15 protein-coding genes and 1 tRNA gene are annotated in these 19,025 nt (G+C 36.3%); 10 read left to right on the top strand and 6 right to left on the bottom strand.

Annotation, left to right across the window (positions count from 1 at the left end; translation table 11 throughout):
• Positions 1-126: 126 nt before the first annotated feature.
• Positions 127-1,398 carry an MFS transporter gene (locus ACK2M2_RS05695; RefSeq protein WP_419346522.1) on the bottom strand — a complete coding sequence of 424 codons (1,272 nt, stop codon included), beginning with the start codon at positions 1,396-1,398 and terminating at the stop codon, positions 127-129.
• A gap of 211 nt (positions 1,399-1,609) precedes the next feature.
• Between ACK2M2_RS05695 and ACK2M2_RS05700 the strand changes: the two genes are divergently transcribed.
• From ACK2M2_RS05700 to putP, 5 genes are all read left to right on the top strand, one after another.
• The gene (locus ACK2M2_RS05700; protein ID WP_419346523.1) at positions 1,610-2,245 is read left to right on the top strand and encodes a 1-acyl-sn-glycerol-3-phosphate acyltransferase; all 636 of its coding nucleotides are present in this window, start codon (positions 1,610-1,612) and stop codon (positions 2,243-2,245) included.
• Positions 2,246-2,300: 55 nt separating this feature from the next.
• Positions 2,301-3,218 carry a patatin-like phospholipase family protein gene (locus tag ACK2M2_RS05705; protein ID WP_409511272.1) on the top strand — a complete coding sequence of 306 codons (918 nt, stop codon included), beginning with the start codon at positions 2,301-2,303 and terminating at the stop codon, positions 3,216-3,218.
• Positions 3,219-3,426: 208 nt separating this feature from the next.
• Positions 3,427-3,903 (top strand): NfeD family protein, encoded by a 477-nt coding sequence (locus ACK2M2_RS05710; RefSeq protein ID WP_409511273.1) that lies wholly within the window; start codon positions 3,427-3,429, stop codon positions 3,901-3,903.
• A gap of 10 nt (positions 3,904-3,913) precedes the next feature.
• Positions 3,914-4,768, top strand: a complete 855-nt coding sequence (locus tag ACK2M2_RS05715; protein ID WP_409511274.1) for an SPFH domain-containing protein — start codon at positions 3,914-3,916, stop codon at positions 4,766-4,768.
• Between the two features lie 326 nt (positions 4,769-5,094).
• Positions 5,095-6,591 (top strand): sodium/proline symporter PutP, encoded by a 1,497-nt coding sequence (putP, locus tag ACK2M2_RS05720; RefSeq protein WP_419346525.1) that lies wholly within the window; start codon positions 5,095-5,097, stop codon positions 6,589-6,591.
• Between the two features lie 109 nt (positions 6,592-6,700).
• Here the strand turns inward: putP and ACK2M2_RS05725 are convergent, their stop codons facing one another.
• The 3 genes from ACK2M2_RS05725 to prpF form a co-directional block, all read right to left on the bottom strand.
• Positions 6,701-7,612: a polyprenyl synthetase family protein gene (locus ACK2M2_RS05725; protein ID WP_409511276.1), complete on the bottom strand. Its 912-nt coding sequence runs from the start codon at positions 7,610-7,612 to the stop codon at positions 6,701-6,703.
• Between the two features lie 190 nt (positions 7,613-7,802).
• Positions 7,803-8,765 (bottom strand): GGDEF domain-containing protein, encoded by a 963-nt coding sequence (locus tag ACK2M2_RS05730; protein ID WP_419346527.1) that lies wholly within the window; start codon positions 8,763-8,765, stop codon positions 7,803-7,805.
• A gap of 428 nt (positions 8,766-9,193) precedes the next feature.
• A complete protein-coding gene (gene prpF, locus ACK2M2_RS05735; RefSeq protein WP_419346529.1) occupies positions 9,194-10,381 on the bottom strand; it encodes a 2-methylaconitate cis-trans isomerase PrpF in 1,188 nt (395 codons plus the stop codon).
• A gap of 313 nt (positions 10,382-10,694) precedes the next feature.
• On the opposite strand from prpF, the gene ACK2M2_RS05740 reads away from it, so the two are divergent.
• Both ACK2M2_RS05740 and ACK2M2_RS05745 read left to right on the top strand, forming a co-directional pair.
• Positions 10,695-12,047 carry an amino acid permease gene (locus tag ACK2M2_RS05740; RefSeq protein ID WP_409511279.1) on the top strand — a complete coding sequence of 451 codons (1,353 nt, stop codon included), beginning with the start codon at positions 10,695-10,697 and terminating at the stop codon, positions 12,045-12,047.
• Between the two features lie 87 nt (positions 12,048-12,134).
• Positions 12,135-12,210 (top strand) — tRNA-Arg (locus ACK2M2_RS05745).
• Between the two features lie 33 nt (positions 12,211-12,243).
• Here the strand turns inward: ACK2M2_RS05745 and ACK2M2_RS05750 are convergent.
• Positions 12,244-13,008 (bottom strand): SDR family NAD(P)-dependent oxidoreductase, encoded by a 765-nt coding sequence (locus ACK2M2_RS05750; protein ID WP_419346531.1) that lies wholly within the window; start codon positions 13,006-13,008, stop codon positions 12,244-12,246.
• Between the two features lie 1,379 nt (positions 13,009-14,387).
• Here ACK2M2_RS05750 and ACK2M2_RS05755 point away from each other — a divergent pair.
• Both ACK2M2_RS05755 and ACK2M2_RS05760 read left to right on the top strand, forming a co-directional pair.
• Positions 14,388-15,902, top strand: coding sequence for an outer membrane protein transport protein (locus ACK2M2_RS05755; protein WP_419346533.1), 1,515 nt, complete (start codon positions 14,388-14,390; stop codon positions 15,900-15,902).
• A gap of 321 nt (positions 15,903-16,223) precedes the next feature.
• On the top strand, positions 16,224-17,345 hold the full coding sequence (locus tag ACK2M2_RS05760) for an OmpP1/FadL family transporter (protein ID WP_409511282.1): 1,122 nt from the start codon (positions 16,224-16,226) through the stop codon (positions 17,343-17,345).
• Positions 17,346-17,409: 64 nt separating this feature from the next.
• On the opposite strand, the gene thrH is transcribed toward ACK2M2_RS05760, so the two are convergent.
• A complete protein-coding gene (gene thrH / locus ACK2M2_RS05765) occupies positions 17,410-18,027 on the bottom strand; it encodes a bifunctional phosphoserine phosphatase/homoserine phosphotransferase ThrH (RefSeq protein ID WP_419346535.1) in 618 nt (205 codons plus the stop codon).
• A 198-nt stretch (positions 18,028-18,225) separates the two neighbouring features.
• Here thrH and ACK2M2_RS05770 point away from each other — a divergent pair, with 198 nt between their 5' ends.
• Positions 18,226-18,960, top strand: coding sequence for a phosphoadenylyl-sulfate reductase (locus ACK2M2_RS05770; protein WP_409511284.1), 735 nt, complete (start codon positions 18,226-18,228; stop codon positions 18,958-18,960).
• Positions 18,961-19,025 lie beyond the last annotated feature (65 nt).

A 19,025-nucleotide genomic window follows, 5' to 3' on the forward strand; every position in this document is an offset into this window, starting at 1 on the left:
ACTTAATTGGTCAAATAAATTATTATTTATACCCATAAAACAATTACTTATTATTCTTAATAATTAGTTATTTTTTAAGTTTTCTATCCCTTCGTTAACGCTACAACACTTCAATATTTTTTATATCTATTTTTTAACTTTTTCAATTCGTACCCATTCATAAATTGGCACGAGTGTAAAAATTGCAACCACAGTAATCACCAACAGATAATTAAAATAGCCCAAATAATCTCCCGCAAAACCGCTCAGCGTATAAAGTACACCACTGACTGTTGCCATTAATGACACCTGAAAAGTAAAGTCTGTAGCGGCATATTCTTTACGACTGTATTGCATGACTAAGGTTAAAATCACCACAAGTAGCATGGCTGCAAACATATCTTCAAAAGCATTGATTAGATAAACCCATTTAGGCTGAATGCTCTGCCCTTGGTCATGTAAAAAAGCTAACCAAACAAATCCCGTTAAGCTGATCACTTTAAGTATTGAAAATAGAATGAGGGCTTTCGCACGAGAGATTTTACTTAAAACTAAACTCGCTAAACCTGCACCAAACAGTGCCGCCAAAGCACCTAGCATCGTGATATAAATGCCAATTTGAGAAAATGACAACCCTAAGTCGACCAATAAAGGTTTAATAATCGGACCTGATAGACCATCAGCAATTTTAATAGAACCCAAAACCACTAGCCAACTTAGCATCACTCGGCTATCTATAAAATAACGTAAGTAATGCTTTAAGCGCTGTCCAAGTGTTCCCTGTATTTTAGAATCAGCCACATATTTTTGATGTAATGAAACCGTTGAAAGAAATTTTTCATTAAAAAATAAAATCGGTAGCGTATTTAAGGCAACCAAACCTGCCAAAATTAAAAAGGTACTTTGCCAATTAAGCCAATCTAAAGCCCATAAAATTGCACCACCACCGACAATAAAGCCTAAACGTGAACCTATCACTTGGAACATATTGCCCCAATGCTGTTGATCACCTTTTAAAATACTCACAGCTAAACCATCGGTGGCAATATCTTGCGTTGCTCCCGTACTATTCATGACAAATAAAGCCACAAAAAATGCCAATAAATAACTTGGCTGATTCAAGGTGTGAATTGGAAGAAAAGATAAGATTATCAGAATCACTACAGTCAACAATTGAGTCGGTAAAATCCAACTACGATAATGCCCAATACTATCACTACCGAATTTATCGACCCATGGTGCCCAAAAAACTTTAATCGCCCATGGCAACATCAGCAAACCAAAACCACCAATATGCGCCAAAGACACACCTTGCGCACGTAAAACTACAGGAAGTGCATGAGTCATAAAACCCACAGGTAAACCCTGCGCCCAATACAAGGAAAACAATAGTAGATAAAGCTGTGTGTGTTTTTGCATTATATTTTCTGCAACATATTTTTTTGCATGGTCGTGCTGTGCCTTTATCTGATGAATATTATCTTGATCGGATTGGAAGCTTATACATCAATTTTATATAAATAATTTTAAATATGACGTATAAAAATATGACTATCTTGTTTACCTTTTCGCAATAATTCAAAATAGAACATAGGTTTATACTATTCAAAATTTCAAGATCATCATTAAAATGACAAAAAAATTTCCAATATTACCCGATCAAGTTCCATCACGTGGAACGCAGCTAAGTCGAACAATTTTTAAAAACTTGTTTCTAGCACAAGGTTGGCGTTTTGAAGGTGAATTTCCCAATTTACCCAAAGCCGTTGCCATTATTTCACCACATACGTCCAATTATGATGGTTTATATGCCTTTCTTGCACTACTTGGACTGGGCTTAAATGTCACTATTTTTGGCAAAGATACACTGTTCAAAACACCGTTCAAAGGTTTTTTTGAATGGATTGGCGTTATTCCTGTAGAGCGAAATTCGACACATGGATTGACTCAGCAAATTGTAAATATTATCAACACTCATGACAAAATTTGGATTGCCATTGCACCTGAAGGCACACGCAAAACCGCACAATCCATTAAAAGTGGCTTTTATCATATTGCTCATGGCGCACAGATTCCAATAATCATGTTTGCCTTCGACTATGATCATAAAGTCATACGTTGCTTAGGCATACTGCATCCGAGTGATAATTATGAACATGATTTAGAACAAATCCTAAACACATATAAAGGAAAGTTTTCACCTAAAATTGCTGAACGACTTGCTATTCCTTTACAAAAAATATGGCAAAAAGACATAGAGAAATAAGTGTTAATCTGTTCAAATATAAAGCACATTTTTTGTTTTTTGATGATTAGTTTATATGTATTTGAAACGCTTAGGATTACTGAGTTTATTGGGTTTAGCATTGGTTGGTTGCGATAAAAATGTCAAAACACCAACGCAAACCACGGTGATCAAAGCTCGTGAACCCGTTATTGCAATTGCATTGGGTGGTGGAGGTGCCAAAGGTTTTGCACATATTGGCGTATTGAAAGTACTTGAATCACATGGTATTAAACCGAAAATTGTGACAGGAACAAGTGCAGGCAGTTTTGTGGGTAGTATTTATGCAAGTGGTAAAAGCCCCTATCAACTTCAGCAGATTGCACAACAACTTAAAGAATCAGATATTCGTGATTTGACCTTGAATAGTCAAGGTATTGTGCTTGGACAAAAGTTACAAGACTATGTCAATCGTAATGTTGGCAATAAGCCTATTGAGCAATTTCCCATTCGCTTTGCTGCTGTCGCGACACGTTTAGACAATGGTAAAAAAGCAGATTTCATTAAAGGTAATGCAGGACAAGCCGTTCGTGCTTCATGCAGTATTCCCAATGTTTTTGTACCAGCGACTATTGGTAAGAGTAAATATATCGATGGGGGTTTAGTCAGTCCAATCCCTGTACAAACAGCCAAAGATATGGGTGCAGACATTGTTATCGCTGTCGATATTTCAGCACGCCCAACGGGTGCTCAATCGATGAATATGTGGGGCTTACTTGACCAAACCATTAACATTATGGGGCAACAAAGCATTAATTATGAATTGAGTCTTGCCAATATTGTGATTCAGCCCAAAGTTGGACATTTGGGAACACTTGACCTCAAAGCGAGTAACCAAGCTATTTTAGAAGGTGAAAAAGCTACTCAAGGAAAAATTACTGCCATTCAGGCAGCAATTACTAATTTCAAAAAATCACCTGCTGCCTTTAAACCTGCACCAAAAGCAAAATTCTAAACTCAAAAATATATTTTTTGATGCATTACACGCTTGCTGAATGTCATAATCAATTGACATTCAGCATTTTTATTACTCCCTCATTTCATGCGCTACTTTGTTGTAAAAATATTGAAAAAACACGTTTTTCTAGTCGAAGGTTTTTTAATCTGATACATTGTTATTGATGATGCGTCATCCATATCAACATAACAAACAGAGTGAATGTATGGATTTTATCTTTGAACCGTGGCATTGGTTTGTTTTGGGCATTCTGCTCATTTTATCGGAGCTGATCTTACCTGCATTTGCCGCTCTGTGGTTTGGTATTGCAGCCGTTGTGGTCAGTATTCTTTTGTGGCTCTTTCCCAATATGAGCTTTACTGTGCAAATGGTATGTTGGATATTTTTATCCATTAGTTGCACCATTGCTTGGTTTAAATTTATCAAACCATTATCTGTCGATAAAACCAAAGCAGGACTTCCTCGTGAAGCGACGATAGGACAAGTCGGCATGGTCATTCAAATCGGGCTTGCACACGACCAAATCAGAGTTCGCTTTCCAATGCCTTTACTCGGTTCAGATGAATGGAACTGTCGAACATCTTCGCCTGTACAAATAGGTGATCGTGTTCGTGTGACTGATATTTTAGGCAATGACCTTTTGGTTCAGCCACATTCATCTTCTTATAATCAACAATCATGAGGAATAATCAATGGGTTTTGGTTCTATAGTTGTCTTAGCACTCTTTGCTTTTGTTGCAATTACGATTTTCAAAGGTGTGCGTATTGTTCCGCAAGGTTATAAATGGATTGTGCAGCGTTTAGGTAAATACCACACCACGCTCAATCCTGGTTTAAACTTTGTCATTCCTTATGTCGATGAAGTTGCTTATAAAATTACTACAAAAGACATCGTACTTGATATTCCATCACAAGAAGTGATCACCCGAGATAATGCTGTTTTAGTGATGAATGCTGTAGCCTATATCAACATCACCACCCCTGAAAAAGCGGTGTATGGGATTGAAAATTATAGTTGGGCAATTCAAAATCTTGTACAAACATCACTACGTTCAATTGTCGGTGAAATGGATTTGGATGATGCCTTATCTTCACGAGATCATATCAAAGCTAAACTCAAAGCTGCAATTTCAGATGATATTGCTGATTGGGGAATTACACTTAAAACTGTTGAAATTCAAGATATTCAACCATCCAATACCATGCAAGCGGCAATGGAAGCACAAGCAGCCGCTGAACGTCAGCGTCGTGCAACTGTAACCAAAGCTGATGGTGAAAAACAAGCAGCGATTCTAGAAGCAGATGGTCGTTTAGAAGCTTCTCGTCGTGATGCAGAGGCACAAGTTGTATTGGCAGAAGCCTCACAGAAAGCCATTACCATGGTGACTTCAGCTGTGGGTGATAAAGAAATTCCTGTGTCTTATTTATTGGGTGAACAGTACATTAAAGCTATGCAAGATATGTCGAAATCAAACAATGCTAAAACTGTGGTCTTACCTGCCGATATTATGAATACCATTCGTGGTGTGATGGGGCGTAATTCGTAATCTAATCCTCATATTTATACCATTTTAAATAGGCAGTTTAGACTGCCTATTTTTACATCCATAGCATTAGATTTAAATACAAATGTTTATCTCAAAATACTTCACTATGCGATCGTACATCCGTTACCCCACTTTTTAACTTGTTCCTCATACTTTTTCATATGGGATTCTATTTTAAATGATGAGATCAAGTCGCTTAATGACGTGTGCTTATGGTCAAGAATGACTCAGCAAAAATAATCAATCTGTGGTTAAATTTCGCCTGAATTGAATATTTTGACAAACTCCTTGTCGCTTTACCGCCATTCTGAGTCAATGGATACCGTATGAATCTCCTGAATCCCACGCTAATCACTTTCTTTTTTTATATTGTCGCCATGGTCGTCATTGGCTTATTTGCCTACCGTGCAACAAATAGTTTTGATGACTACATTCTCGGAGGGCGGCGCTTAGGAAGCTTTGTGACTGCACTTTCTGCAGGTGCATCCGACATGAGTGGTTGGTTACTGATGGGGCTTCCTGGCGCAATTTATCTCTCAGGCTTATCTGAAATGTGGATTGCGATTGGTCTAATTATTGGTGCATGGCTTAATTGGTTATTGGTTGCAGGGCGTTTACGTGTTCACACTGAAGTGCAAAACAATGCACTCACCCTCCCCGATTATTTTTCCAATCGATTTAATGATCATAAAAAAGTACTTAGAGTCGTATCTGCATTTGTCATTCTGATTTTCTTTGCCATTTACTGTGCTTCAGGCATGGTCGCAGGTGCACGTCTATTTGAAAGTATGTTCGGTATTTCATATGAATCGGCATTGTGGATTAGTGCGATTGCAACCATTAGTTATGTCTTTATTGGTGGATTTCTTGCAGTCAGCTGGACAGATACCATTCAAGCTACCCTGATGATTTTTGCATTACTCCTCACTCCTGTCGTTGCGGTGTTAAGCCTTGGTGATATGGCAACGGTTCATGCTGCACTTGAAGTTGCTCGCCCACAAGCCTACAGCTTATTTTCAGATTTAAGTGCTGTTGCCATTATATCCCTGATGGCATGGGGCTTAGGCTACTTCGGGCAACCGCATATATTAGTGCGTTTCATGGCAGCTGACTCGGTAAAATCCATTCCAAATGCCCGCCGAATTGGTATGGTGTGGATGATTTTATGTTTAGGTGGCGCAGTGGCTGCTGGCTTTTTTGGAATCGCCTATTTCCAAATTCATCCTGAACTTGCAGTAACAGTGAATCAAAATTCTGAAACTGTGTTCATGGAATTGACCAAAATCCTCTTTAATCCTTGGATTGCAGGAATCGTACTTGCCGCCATTTTAGCTGCTGTTATGAGCACACTCAGTTGTCAGTTATTGGTTTGTTCAAGCACATTAACAGAAGATTTTTATAAAGCCTTTATTCGTAAAAATGCTTCACAAAAAGAACTGGTTTGGGTCGGTCGTTTAATGGTTTTACTGATTGCAGTCTTAGCAATTGCGCTTGCAAGTAACCCTGAATCTCAAGTTCTTGGCTTAGTCGCTTATGCGTGGGCGGGCTTTGGTGCCGCATTTGGTCCACTCATTTTGCTGTCATTGTTTTGGAAACGCATGAATTTGGCAGGTGCACTTGCAGGAATGATTGTTGGTGCTGTAGTCGTCATTCTTTGGAAAAATATCCCAGTCTTTGCTGATACTAAAATCTATGAAATTATTCCTGGATTCATCAGTGCAATGATCGCCATTATTGTCTTTAGCTTAATCACTCGTGCCCCTGAACAAGATGTTATTGATCGTTTTGAAGAAGCAGATCGTGCCTATAAAGATGTAAGTTAAAATATGTACGCATAAATCAATACAATAAAAAACCGAAGCAAAATGCTTCGGTTTTTTATTCAATTTAAATGTACTTAACGACATTTAATCAAGATTATTTCAATTCAAATTAGCTTTGACGTGACAGTAAAAATTGCGAAATTTGATTTAATTCAGTCGCATCATCAGCAAAATATTCTAATGATTCAAAAGCTTGGTCATGCAATTTCTGAGCATACTGTTTTGCCTGCTCTAGCCCCATTAATGCAGGATATGTAGACTTTTCAACTTGCTCATCTTTGCCTGCTGTTTTGCCTAACATTTCAGTATCGGCAGTGACATCTAAAATGTCATCTTGCACTTGAAATGCGAGCCCAATCGCTTGACCAAATTGACGTAACTTTGGAATAGCAGGATCAGTACCTTCAAAAATGGTTACAGCCGCCATCATGATTGCGGCTTGAATCAACGCACCCGTTTTATTACGATGAATTTGTTCTAAATGTTCCTGATCAACATGCTTACCTTCAGCTTGTAAATCAAGTACTTGTCCACAAACCATTCTTGAACTTGCCGTCGCTAAAATCTGAATTTGACGCAAAACAATCTCAGCAGGTACAACTTGACCTTGATCAAACAAACGGCTTCCCAACACTTCAAATGCCATCGATTGTAGAATATCACCAGCCAACAATGCAGTATCTTCACCAAAAGCCACATGACAAGTCGGTTGTCCACGGCGCAATAAGTCATTGTCCATACACGGTAAATCATCATGTGCAAGCGAATAACAATGAATCAATTCAATGGCTACAGCCGCTCTACGCGCTGCCGCAAAACAAGGATGATTCGGTTTCAAATGAGAGGTTGCATAACACAGTGCTGGTCTTACACGTTTTCCACCCAACATCACCGCATGATGTACTGCACCTTTTAACGGCTCAGGAATAGAAAATGCATTAAGTGCGAGTTGTAAATCTTGCTGAATTTGTTGTTGCGCTGACTGTAAAACGTTTGCATGTACATGGGGTATAGATGTCACTTTTACGCCTCAAATGTTTGTACTCGTGTCTACTGAACCGAGCTAAAAATCTTGCCCTATTCTACATACAATACATACAACACTCACCCTCTAAATGCTCTGAACATCCTGAAATCTTTTTATCAAACACAGAATGAACAATTATTCATATCATCTTGTCGGACACGAAGCATTCCCCGCTTATTGCCTTTTATTCAGGCATCATATAAATAGTGTTACTACCTTGCGATTTTGCCTGTTGCACAGCCTCCCCCATTTTCTGTAAAAGCTCATCTTCAGATAACACGGTGTTCGCTGCTTTATGAACAATACCAATACATGCCGTCAAAGATTCGGTAGAGTTTCCAGTTAGTTCTAAATTTTGTTGCGCAATTGCACATTTTAAACGCTCTGCAACGGTTAATACTGACCATTCTGTTGCATCAAACATCACCACCACAAAATTTGCAGAATTCATCCGAAAATACTTCGCATTATCTTGCGAAAGCTCTTCTGTTAAAATTTCTGCAACTTTTTCTAAAACTTTATCACCACAAGTATAACTATTAAATTGATTAAATTTTTTAAAGCTATCTAAATCAATTTTTAAAAACGAAATACGCTGTGTCATTAAGTCTAAATTTTCAGGATCAATTAAAAATTGCCCAAATGCGATTTTATTGGGTAAGCCTGTGACAGCATCTAAATATAAATGATCATGCAGTTTTTTATTATTGAGTAATAAAACATTTTCACGGCGTTTTAGACGAGTAATATCCGCACATACCACAACCACAGCAACGATTTCTCCATTTTGATCTCGAAGTGCCTTATAATAGGAGAGATAAAAATGGCCTCGACCATAAAACTCAAAATCAACTTCATTTTTGCCATTCTCAAACAATGGAATGACATCTAAAAACTGATGGTAAACAAGTGTTGAAACACTTTTCAGTAATTTACCATTCAAATACAGTGCATCACTTTCATAAAAATCAGCAAAACCCTGATTTAAACCAAGAAAACGAGATTCTCTACTAAAAATTGCAACAGGTATAGGTAACTGAGCTAGAAAAGAAACCAATTCCATTTTTTCAGTTTTTTGAATTAAATCAAGAAATTGTTCATCTTGAATCATTACCTTAAAACCACTCTCAACATCAACTTTATTCATGACATTTCCTCACACCTATTTATTCAAGGAATTATCCTTTTCGCTGATCTCATCATTAATTTTTTATATTAAGAATAGATTGATCGAAATGTGTAAATTTATAATCTTTATTGCATCGAATCTTTGAGTAAAAATAGCATAATTTTATTTTTATGAGAACAGGTTATCATTTTACAGTCTAGGATTTTCAATTACTTTATACAGATTGTAATCAATAATTAAAAAAAAAAATCCATAATAAAATACTGTCAAAGCAATGTATTTCGAATAGATTAAAACAACAAAGACCTTATTTTTCTTCTTTAAAATAAGGTCTTTAGATACAAAAGATACGTTCTTAATGATTAAAAATGATATGATTTAAACAATCTACTCTCAATTTTTAAAATGCCACATCCATTTGTCTGATTTTTTTATCAAAATAAGTATTAAAAGCTATCGGCTGGAATTCTTACCCAACCTTCCATCAAAACACGTGCGCTACGACTCATAATGGCTTTTTTGACTACCCATTGTCCATTTTCTTGCGAGGCTTGTGCACCAACACGTAATGTCCCTGATGGATGTCCAAAACGTACAGCTTCACGTTCATCACCACCTGCAGCCAAATTGACTAAAGTACCTGGAATTGCTGCTGCTGTACCAATCGCAACTGCTGCTGTACCCATCATGGCATGATGTAATTTGCCCATTGAAAGTGCACGCACCAATAAATCAACATCCGTTGTATTTACTTGTTTACCACTTGAAGATACATAGGCTTTTGGAGCAGATACAAAAGCCACTTTAGGTGTATGTTGGCGTGTTGTAGCTTCACTTACATCTTTAATTAAACCCATTTTCAAAGCACCGTAAGCACGAATGGTTTCAAAACGAGCTAAGGCATCGACATCATTATTGATAGCATCTTGCAATTCAGTTCCCTGATAACCAATCTCTTCTGCATTTAAAAATACAGTCGGAATACCAGCATTGATCAGTGTAGCTTGAAATGTACCAATGCCAGGAACGTCAAGTGAATCAACGACATTACCTGTTGGAAACATTGCACCGCCATCTTCACCATCATCCGCTGGATCAAGAAATTCAATTTGTACTTCTGCCGCAGGGAATGTCACACCATCTAATTCAAAATCACCCATTTCTTGTACCTGACCATTTGTCACAGGGACATGCGCAATAATGGTTTTTTGAATATTAGCTTGCCAAATACGTACAGTGCATAAACCATTTTCAGGAATGCGAGAGGCATCGACCATGCCATTACTAATTGCAAATGAACCGACTGCCGCTGTTAAGTTGCCACAGTTTCCGCTCCAATCGACAAATGCTTTATCGATAGATACTTGTCCAAATAGATAATCGACATCATGTTCAGGCTGACTGCTTTTAGACAATATTACAGTTTTACTTGTGCTTGAAGTCGCTGCCCCCATACCATCAATTTGCTTGCCGTAAGGATCTGGACTACCAATCACACGAAGTAGTAATTGATCTCGAGCTTGACCCGCAACTTGAGCCTGTTCGGGTAAGTCTTTTAAATTGAAAAATACGCCTTTACTCGTACCACCACGCATGTAAGTTGCCGGAATTTTAATTTGTGCAGCAAAGCTCATTGGTCTATATCCTTTAAATTCTCATTGTGATTCAATTTTTTTAACTCTCTTCTGTCAAATCACTCAGATTCAGCAGAAATGTCTTTCATTTCCTTTAAAACAGTATAAAACAGATCCTCATCAAAAAAATGAATTTAGATTCAATATTTTTTTACTTTAGTCTTAAAAAATTATTCTATTGTTTTTTAAAAGAATAGTTTTTTAAATCAATTTATGACCCATGCATTCAGTCGAACATAAGGGTGTACTACTAGGCTAAGTGTTACCAATCATTTACAATTATTAAATTCCATTAAAAAAAGAGCTGAATACTTTGAGCAACGAGTCTACAAATCTTCAGCGGGGACTTAAAAACCGGCATATCCAACTCATAGCCATGGGTGGCGCGATTGGTACCGGATTGTTTTTAGGATCCGCACAAGTCATTCAATCTGCAGGACCTTCTATTATTCTAGGTTATGCCATAGGTGGCTTAATTGCATTTCTCATTATGCGTCAATTGGGTGAAATGATTGTTGAAGAACCTGTCGCAGGTTCATTCAGTCATTTTGCCAATAAGTACTGGGGAAAATTCCCTGGTTTCTTAGCCGGTTGGAACTATTGGATTTTGTATGTTTTGGTTGCAATGACCGAATTGACAGCCGTTGCCAAATATATTCACTATTGGTGGCCGCAAATTCCTGCTTGGTCATCGGTATTGTTCTTTTTCATTGTCATTACCATTGTTAACTTGGGCAATGTGAAGTTTTATGGTGAATCTGAATTTTGGCTTGCCATTATTAAAGTTGCCGCTGTTGTTTCTATGATCGTGTTTGGTCTGTATTTGCTTTTAACAGCAGATGTTGGCTCAACTGCCTCATTTAGTAACTTATGGATGCATGGTGGTTTCTTCCCACATGGCTTTGATGGCTTATTCTATATGCTTGCCTTCTTGATGTTTGCCTTTGGTGGCATCGAGTTAATTGGTATGGCGGCAGCTGAAGCTGAAAACCCTGAAAAAACCATTCCGAAAGCGATTAACCAAGTGGTTTTTCGTATCTTGATTTTCTATGTCGGCTCATTAACCATTTTACTCTCGCTTGTACCATGGAATCAGCTCGATTTAGGTGGTCTAGATAAAAGCCCATTCGTGATGATTTTCAGTCAATTGGGTATTGGTTGGGCAGCGCACTTGTTAAACTTCATCATTTTAACAGCGGCACTTTCTGTTTATAACAGTGGCATGTATGCCAACAGTCGTATGTTATTTGGTTTGGCAAAACAAGGCAATGCACCGAAAGTCTTTGAAAAAGTGAATAAACATGGTGTGCCTATTCCTGCAGTATTGTTCTCAGCATTACTGATTTTTGGCTGTGTATTATTGAACTATTTTGTTCCAGAAGATGCTTTAAGCCACCTTATGTATATTGTGGTTGGTGCATTGGTCTTAAACTGGGCAATGATTAGTTTAACGCATTTGAAATTTAAACAAGCCATGGATAAATTAGGCAAAGTTTCTAAATTTCCTGCACTTTGGGCACCAATCAGCAACTATTTGGTATTGGCATTCATTTTGACTGTTTTGTACATTATGTGGACGCAAGGCTTTAAAGAATCTGTAATCATGATTCCTATTTGGATTGTAGTAATGGCAGTTGTATTTAAACTACTGAATTCAAAAAAATAATAACGCTATAAATTTTATGAAAAAAAAAGTTATTGCCTTGGCAATAACTTTTTTTTTATTTATTTTTGGGTTAAATTAGGTGTCCTTGCGCTCTTAGCTTAATTGGATAGAGCAGTTGCCTCCTAAGTGACCGGCGTGGGTTCGACTCCCGCAGAGCGCACCAAATCAATCAAACGATATAATAAAAATGTCTCTCTTAAAGTGCTGTCACGCCTCCATCTACCGCAATTGCCTGCCCTGTCATATAGGTATTTTGGGGTGAACATAGCATTAACATCACATCGATAATTTCATCTGTCGTTGCCAAGCGTTTCATTGGCGAAGAGTTATTTAAAAATTCAACTTTATCAGATAGCTGACTTTCAGTAACTAAGGGGGTTTGCGTATAAAATGGGCAAATTGCATTGATTCGAATATTCTTTTTAGCATACTCCACAGCAGCCGTTTTCGTTAGTCCAATCACAGCATGCTTAGATGCTGAATAAGATGCCAATTTCGGTGCTGCACCCAATCCCGCAACAGACGACACATTTAAAATTACACCTGATAGCTCAGACTTAACCATCGCTGAAAGTTGATGTTTCATCCCTAAAAATACACCTTTGGTATTTACATTCATGGCAAAGTCAAAATCAGCTTCTGAAATTTCATGAAAAGAACGCATCGGGGGACAAATACCTGCATTATTCACTGCAATATCCAATCGCCCCCATGTATCTAATGCTAATTGTACAAGCGCAACTTGATCTGTATTTTGACTCACATCACATACATTAAAAGCAACTTGAATATCTAACGCTGTCAGATCAGCAACCACTTTTTGAAGTGCTATTTGATTTACGTCACCTAAAATGAGCTTCGCACCTTGTTTGCCTAGTGCAAAAGCTAAAGCCGAACCTAGACCACTTCCCGCACCTGTAATAAGTGCAACTTGATCTTTAAATTTTTTATTAAAATCCATATATACTCAATCCATCACTATTCTAAAAATTATTTTAATGGAATTATGTTTTAATACTTATCATATTATGACAACATTAAATAATGTAATTAGTATTTTTATTTAATTAAAATTATTTTATTTTTCACTAAAACATTTAATACAAAGTAAACAGCTCAAAATATTTATCTAAAACAATAAAATCAATACAACATCCAAAAAATAAAAAATCTTCAGAAAATAATAAAACGACAACTCAATCAAAACAATATATATTAACCATTAGCATAGTATAATTTAGAAAAAAACGAAAATATACATTAAATAAAATTCATTTTTTATTCCCTATAACCTTTTATATTTATATTAAAAATATACAATATCTCTTTTTTCAAAAAAACCAAAAAAAATATTGCAAAATTATGAATAATGGATAGATAAAGTTATATTTTTTATATATAAAATAATATATTACAATGCCTCCAACTTAAACAATATCGTTATAAAACTCAAGTAAAAAAGTAATAAATCTAGGTTTTCATAAAATAATTTACCAAGACCTATTATTAAGAACACATAAACACGCACATTACTTAAAATTATTGAACATAAAAACAAAAAAACGTCTTGTAATACTCATTGAACCATTCATTGAAAATATCGTTCAATTAGCAATTTTAGATGTAGATGAAACTTAATAAAAACTAACCTAATTTACGTTTTAAAAAATGCTTAATAAAATTGATTTTAAATTTTGATTACACAAGACTCAGATAAAGATCATTAAATGAACCAAATACTATTAAAATACGTAATTTAAACCAACACCAACAAAACAATATCGAATTAGTTTAACTTGAAATAAATCATCGAACTCATATTCTATTTACATACATCAGGAACACCTAAAGCCGTTTAGATTCAAGCAAAAGGTATTTTAAGATTTACTTATATTCATGATTTTTCTCCATTCTAAGAAACTGATCATGTAGCGCATATTAGTATTCCAACCTTTAATGCTTCTCTATCTAAAAAATATGGAAGCAATATTAAATGGAGTCAAACTATTTATTATTTCTAAACAAAAAATTTTAGGATAGTCATAAATTTAAAGAAAATATTTAAAAAAATAAAATTGCTATTATAGCAATTACAACACAACTATTAAATTTAACTAAAGAGTGTCTGCAAAATCGGTGAATATGCAGTACTAAAAATAAACGCTTCAGTTTACATTTTTTTTTACTAAACCTTGCTCTAGAGTATTTACTCTTATTTTTTATATGATATTTTGTAAACAGAAGTAAATTACGTATTGGATTATGTAAAGCGTGTGTTATTTCAAATATACAAACAAGTGCTTCAAATTATTCATTTTATACATTTAGGGAAAGATTAGAATGAAATTAAAAACATTAACATTGGCTCTTCTTGCAACAACTATTCCGACAACTGGTGTTTTTGCTGCAGCATTAGATCGTTCAGGTCAATCTATTTCTGCTTTCTTACAACCAGATAACTATTTTGAAGCAGGTATTTCAATTTTAGATCCAACTGTTGAGGGTCAAGAAGCAGGTACAAGCGAAACTCGTCGTGACATCAGCGATATGGGTGATGATTATTACTTCCCTTCAGCGGCAGTAAAACTACAAGTTACAGATAAATTTTCATTTGGTCTTCTTTACGATCAACCATTTGGCGCAGATGCTGCATACAAAGGCAATAATGTTTTTGTTTCAAATCCAGGTGTTGATACTGTTTTAGGAGATAGTAGCATTACAAATCTTGCAAAAGAGAAACTCAATCCACTAACTGCTGAACAGCGTGTTGGCTTAGCACTTCAAGGCAAAGGTGTGGACCTAACAACACCACAAGGACAAGCAATATACGGACAAACTTTACAAGCTTACAAAGGTAATGTTGGTACTACCAAAAATGATATTGATACAGGTGTATTAAATGGTATTAAGCAAGTTGTTAAAGGTACTTTAGCCCCTATTGATGCTGGATTAGGTAAGGGGAACACAACAGTTGAGGTTGATACTCAAAACCTTTCCATGATTTTTGGTTTCCAACCAACAAAAAACATTAATCTTTATGGTGGTGGTGTATATCAAACCATTAAAGGTAGTGTCAGCCTTCGTGGTCAAGCATATAGTCTATACAATGGTTACGATGCTAAAATTAAAGAAACAGGTGGTGCTGGTTGGTTAGCAGGTGCTGCATTCCAAATTCCTGAAATTGCCTTAAAAGCCTCTGTAACATATCGTTCTGAAATTGATCATGATGTAGATGCAGTTGAAACGCTTTCTGCTGAACCAGCGCTAGATTCTAACCCTGCAGTTCTTGGAGCTTTAGGTATAACTACTGAAGACTACAAAAAAATTAAACAGCCTGGTAAAACTAAAATTACGACCCCCCAATCTGTAAACGTCGATTTCCAAACAGGTATTATGGAAAACACAATTGCATTTGCAAATTTACGTTGGGTAAATTGGAAAGACTTCTCTATCCAACCCTATAAATTTGGTGAAATCTCAAAACTTGTTGGTCCTTTAGTTAAACAACCTGGTGGTTTCAACCTTGTTGAATATTCAGATGATCAATACTCTGTCACTGCTGGTGTAGGCCGTAAAGTAAATGATCATTGGGCAGGTAACGTTTCTGTAGGTTGGGATTCTGGTGCAGGTAATCCAGTTTCGACTTTAGGCCCAACAGAAGGTTATTGGAACGTAGGTCTTGGTGTTCAGTATAGTCCTACGCCTGCAACATTCATTTCAGGTGGCGTTAAATACTTCTGGTTAGGCGATGCTAAAGCTCAAACAGGTGCTCAAGCAGGTGGGAGTGATTACGTTGCTGAGTTTAAAGACAACAATGCGCTCGCTTATGGCTTGAAACTTGGTTATAGATTCTAATTCTATACACTTCGTATAAAGTCTAAAAAGACCATGATTTATCATGGTCTTTTTTATTATTCTCATTTTTATTTTTGACTGTGTTTTAAAATCAACCAATTGAATGAAAACAAATAACTTTTAAAATTAAAATAATTACTCTAATTTAATTATGACAAGTTATTAATATACAAACATATTTATAGGCTATTTACTCTATTCAAGCTTTTTTTATACATCCTGAGTTCAAATTCTACACAGCATCAAGCATTTACAGATTGTAAAATTGTGTTAACTTCCCTCCCTGTTTTAAAAAAGTAAGTCATATCAGGGAAATGCATCATGCAATTGACTAAGCTTCACACAGCTATTCTATTAGGTTTACTACCGACAACTTCCGTATTTGCTGCTGGTCTAGATCGTTCAGGGCAATCTATCCAAGCATTTTTACAGCCAGGTAATTATGCAGAAGCTGCAATTACAGTTATTGATCCTGACGTAAAAGGTCAAGCGATTAATCAACAAAATGTAAATGACATGGCAGATGATTACTACTTCCCATCAGCAGCAATTAAAGTTCAAGCGACTGATAAAATTTCTCTAGGCTTAATTTATGACCAACCTTATGGCGCTGATGCACAATACGGTTTAGAAAATCCAGTTTTCTCACAAAATGGACAGGGCACAAAAGTTGAGGTCAGAACTGAAAATCTAACAGGTTTAATCGGTTACCAACCAACTAAAAACTGGAATTTTTATGCAGGTCCTGTTTGGCAAACAGTAGAAGCTGACATTGCTTTACGTGGTATGGCTTATAAAAACTCAGGTTATAATATTAAAGTCGATAAAGAAGAAGCTTGGGGTTGGCTCGCAGGTGCGGCGTATCAAATTCCTGAAATCGCATTAAAGGCTGCTATCACTTATCGTTCTGAAATTGAACATAATGCAACAGCACATGAATCTTTTGGTTTAGGACTTTTAAAAGTACCAACATCAACTTTACAAGCTACCACACCTCAATCTGTAAATATTGATCTACAAACAGGCATTGCAAAAAATACACTTGCTTTTGCCAATATTCGCTGGGTACATTGGGATCAATTCGCTGTTACGCCAACAGCTTTAAAAGCTAAATCTGGTTTTAATCTTATCGATTACTCTGATGACCAATGGTCTGCAAATGTTGGTCTAGGTCATAAATTTAATGACAAATGGTCAGGCTCAGCACTTATCAGCTATGATACAGGTGCAGGCAACCCAGTCACTACACTTGGTCCAACAGAAGGCTATTGGGGCATCGGCTTAGGCGGTCAATTTAGCCCAGCAGAAAACTATTTTGTACAAGCAGGTGCCCGCTACATGTGGTTAGGCGATGCAAAAGCACAAACTGGTGGTACAGTTGTTGGTGAGTTTAACGACAATACAGCTTTAGCCTATACTTTAAAATTCGGTTATCGTTTCTAAAACTAAACGATACAAGCAAAGTAAAAAAGGCACGTTATGTGCCTTTTTTACTTTAATCAAAATATTAAGCTGGAATATCTCGGTTCGATGCATTACGAATTGCTTCTTTTAATGCTGCATAACCATGAATAGGTGGGAATTGAGGAAATTCTGCAATCACATTATCTGGTGCATCAAATAAGAAACCAGCATCTGCTTCACCAAGCATTGTGGTGTCATTATAAGAATCACCTGCCGCAATCACACGGAAATTCAAACCATGCAATGCTTGTACTGCTTTGCGTTTCTGATCAGGTTGGCGAAGTTTATAAGCAGTAATCACACCATTTTCATCGGTTTCAAGTTTATGACAGAAAATGGTTGGCCAACCCAATTGTTTCATGAGTGGATGTGCGAACTCATAAAAAGTATCGGATAAAATAATCAATTGAAAATGTGTACTCACCCACTCTACAAATTCTTTTGCACCTTCAAATGGTCCCATATCCGCAATCACGGCTTGAATATCGTTTAAACCCAAACCATGCTGTTTGAGAATATTTAAACGCTGAGTCATTAAAACATCGTAGTCTGGAATATCACGCGTTGTTGCTTCTAGCTCTTTAATTCCTGTTTTTTTTGCAAAATTGATCCAAATTTCTGGCACTAAAACGCCTTCAAGATCTAGACATACGACTTCCATGAATCATTCCTCTGTTTTATTAATAAAATTCAAACTATCATAGCTTATGTTTACAACATTTCCTCGCTCTTTATTAATTCCATTTTTTTCATAACTAATTAATTTTTAGTGATAAGTCAAACTTATGAATTCTAGTAAAATAGTTATAAAATTATTTAATATAGGTTTCATAGTTCCAAGCCTATAGCCAGGACAGATATGACAACAATCCCTACTATTGATCTAGTTGATGCACTTGCTGCTGAATATCTAGATCAGTCCCCAATGGACATTTTAAAACTTGCACTTAGCCAATCAGGTGATGTAGCAATCTCATTTTCAGGTGCTGAAGATGTGGTCTTAATTGATATGGCTGCAAATTTGGGTAAACCTTTCCGTGTATTTAGCTTAGATACAGGTCGTCTACATCCTGAAACTTATCAATTTATTGAAACTGTGCGTAAGCATTATAAAATTGATATTGAAATTTGCTATCCAGAAACGGAAGCCGTGCAAAATTTTGTCAAAGAAAAAGGCTTATTTAGCTTTTTTGAGGATGGTCATCAACAATGCTGTGGCATTCGAAAAGTCCAACCCTTACGTAAAAAATTAGCAACACTCGATGGTTGGATTACAGGTCAACGTAAAGATCAAAGTCCAGGAACACGTAATGAAATTCCTGTGGTTCAAGCAGATGTAGGATTTTCAGGTCCAAATAAGCAACTCATTAAATACAATCCACTTGCAAATTGGACTAGTGCTGATGTATGGAACTACATCCGTATGATGGAGATTCCTTATAATTCATTACATGAACGAGGCTTTATTTCAATTGGTTGCGAACCTTGTACACGTGCTGTTTTACCGAATCAACATGAGCGTGAAGGTCGTTGGTGGTGGGAAGAAGCAACACACAAAGAATGTGGTTTACACGCAGGAAATCTAAAGAAATAATAATAAAAGCCACTCATTTTGTAGTGGCTTTTCATTGTGACGCAGCATTTCAAAAAAATTTAGAT

The organism is Acinetobacter sp. TY1 (assembly GCF_048551395.1).
Classification (GTDB): Bacteria; Pseudomonadota; Gammaproteobacteria; order Pseudomonadales; family Moraxellaceae; genus Acinetobacter.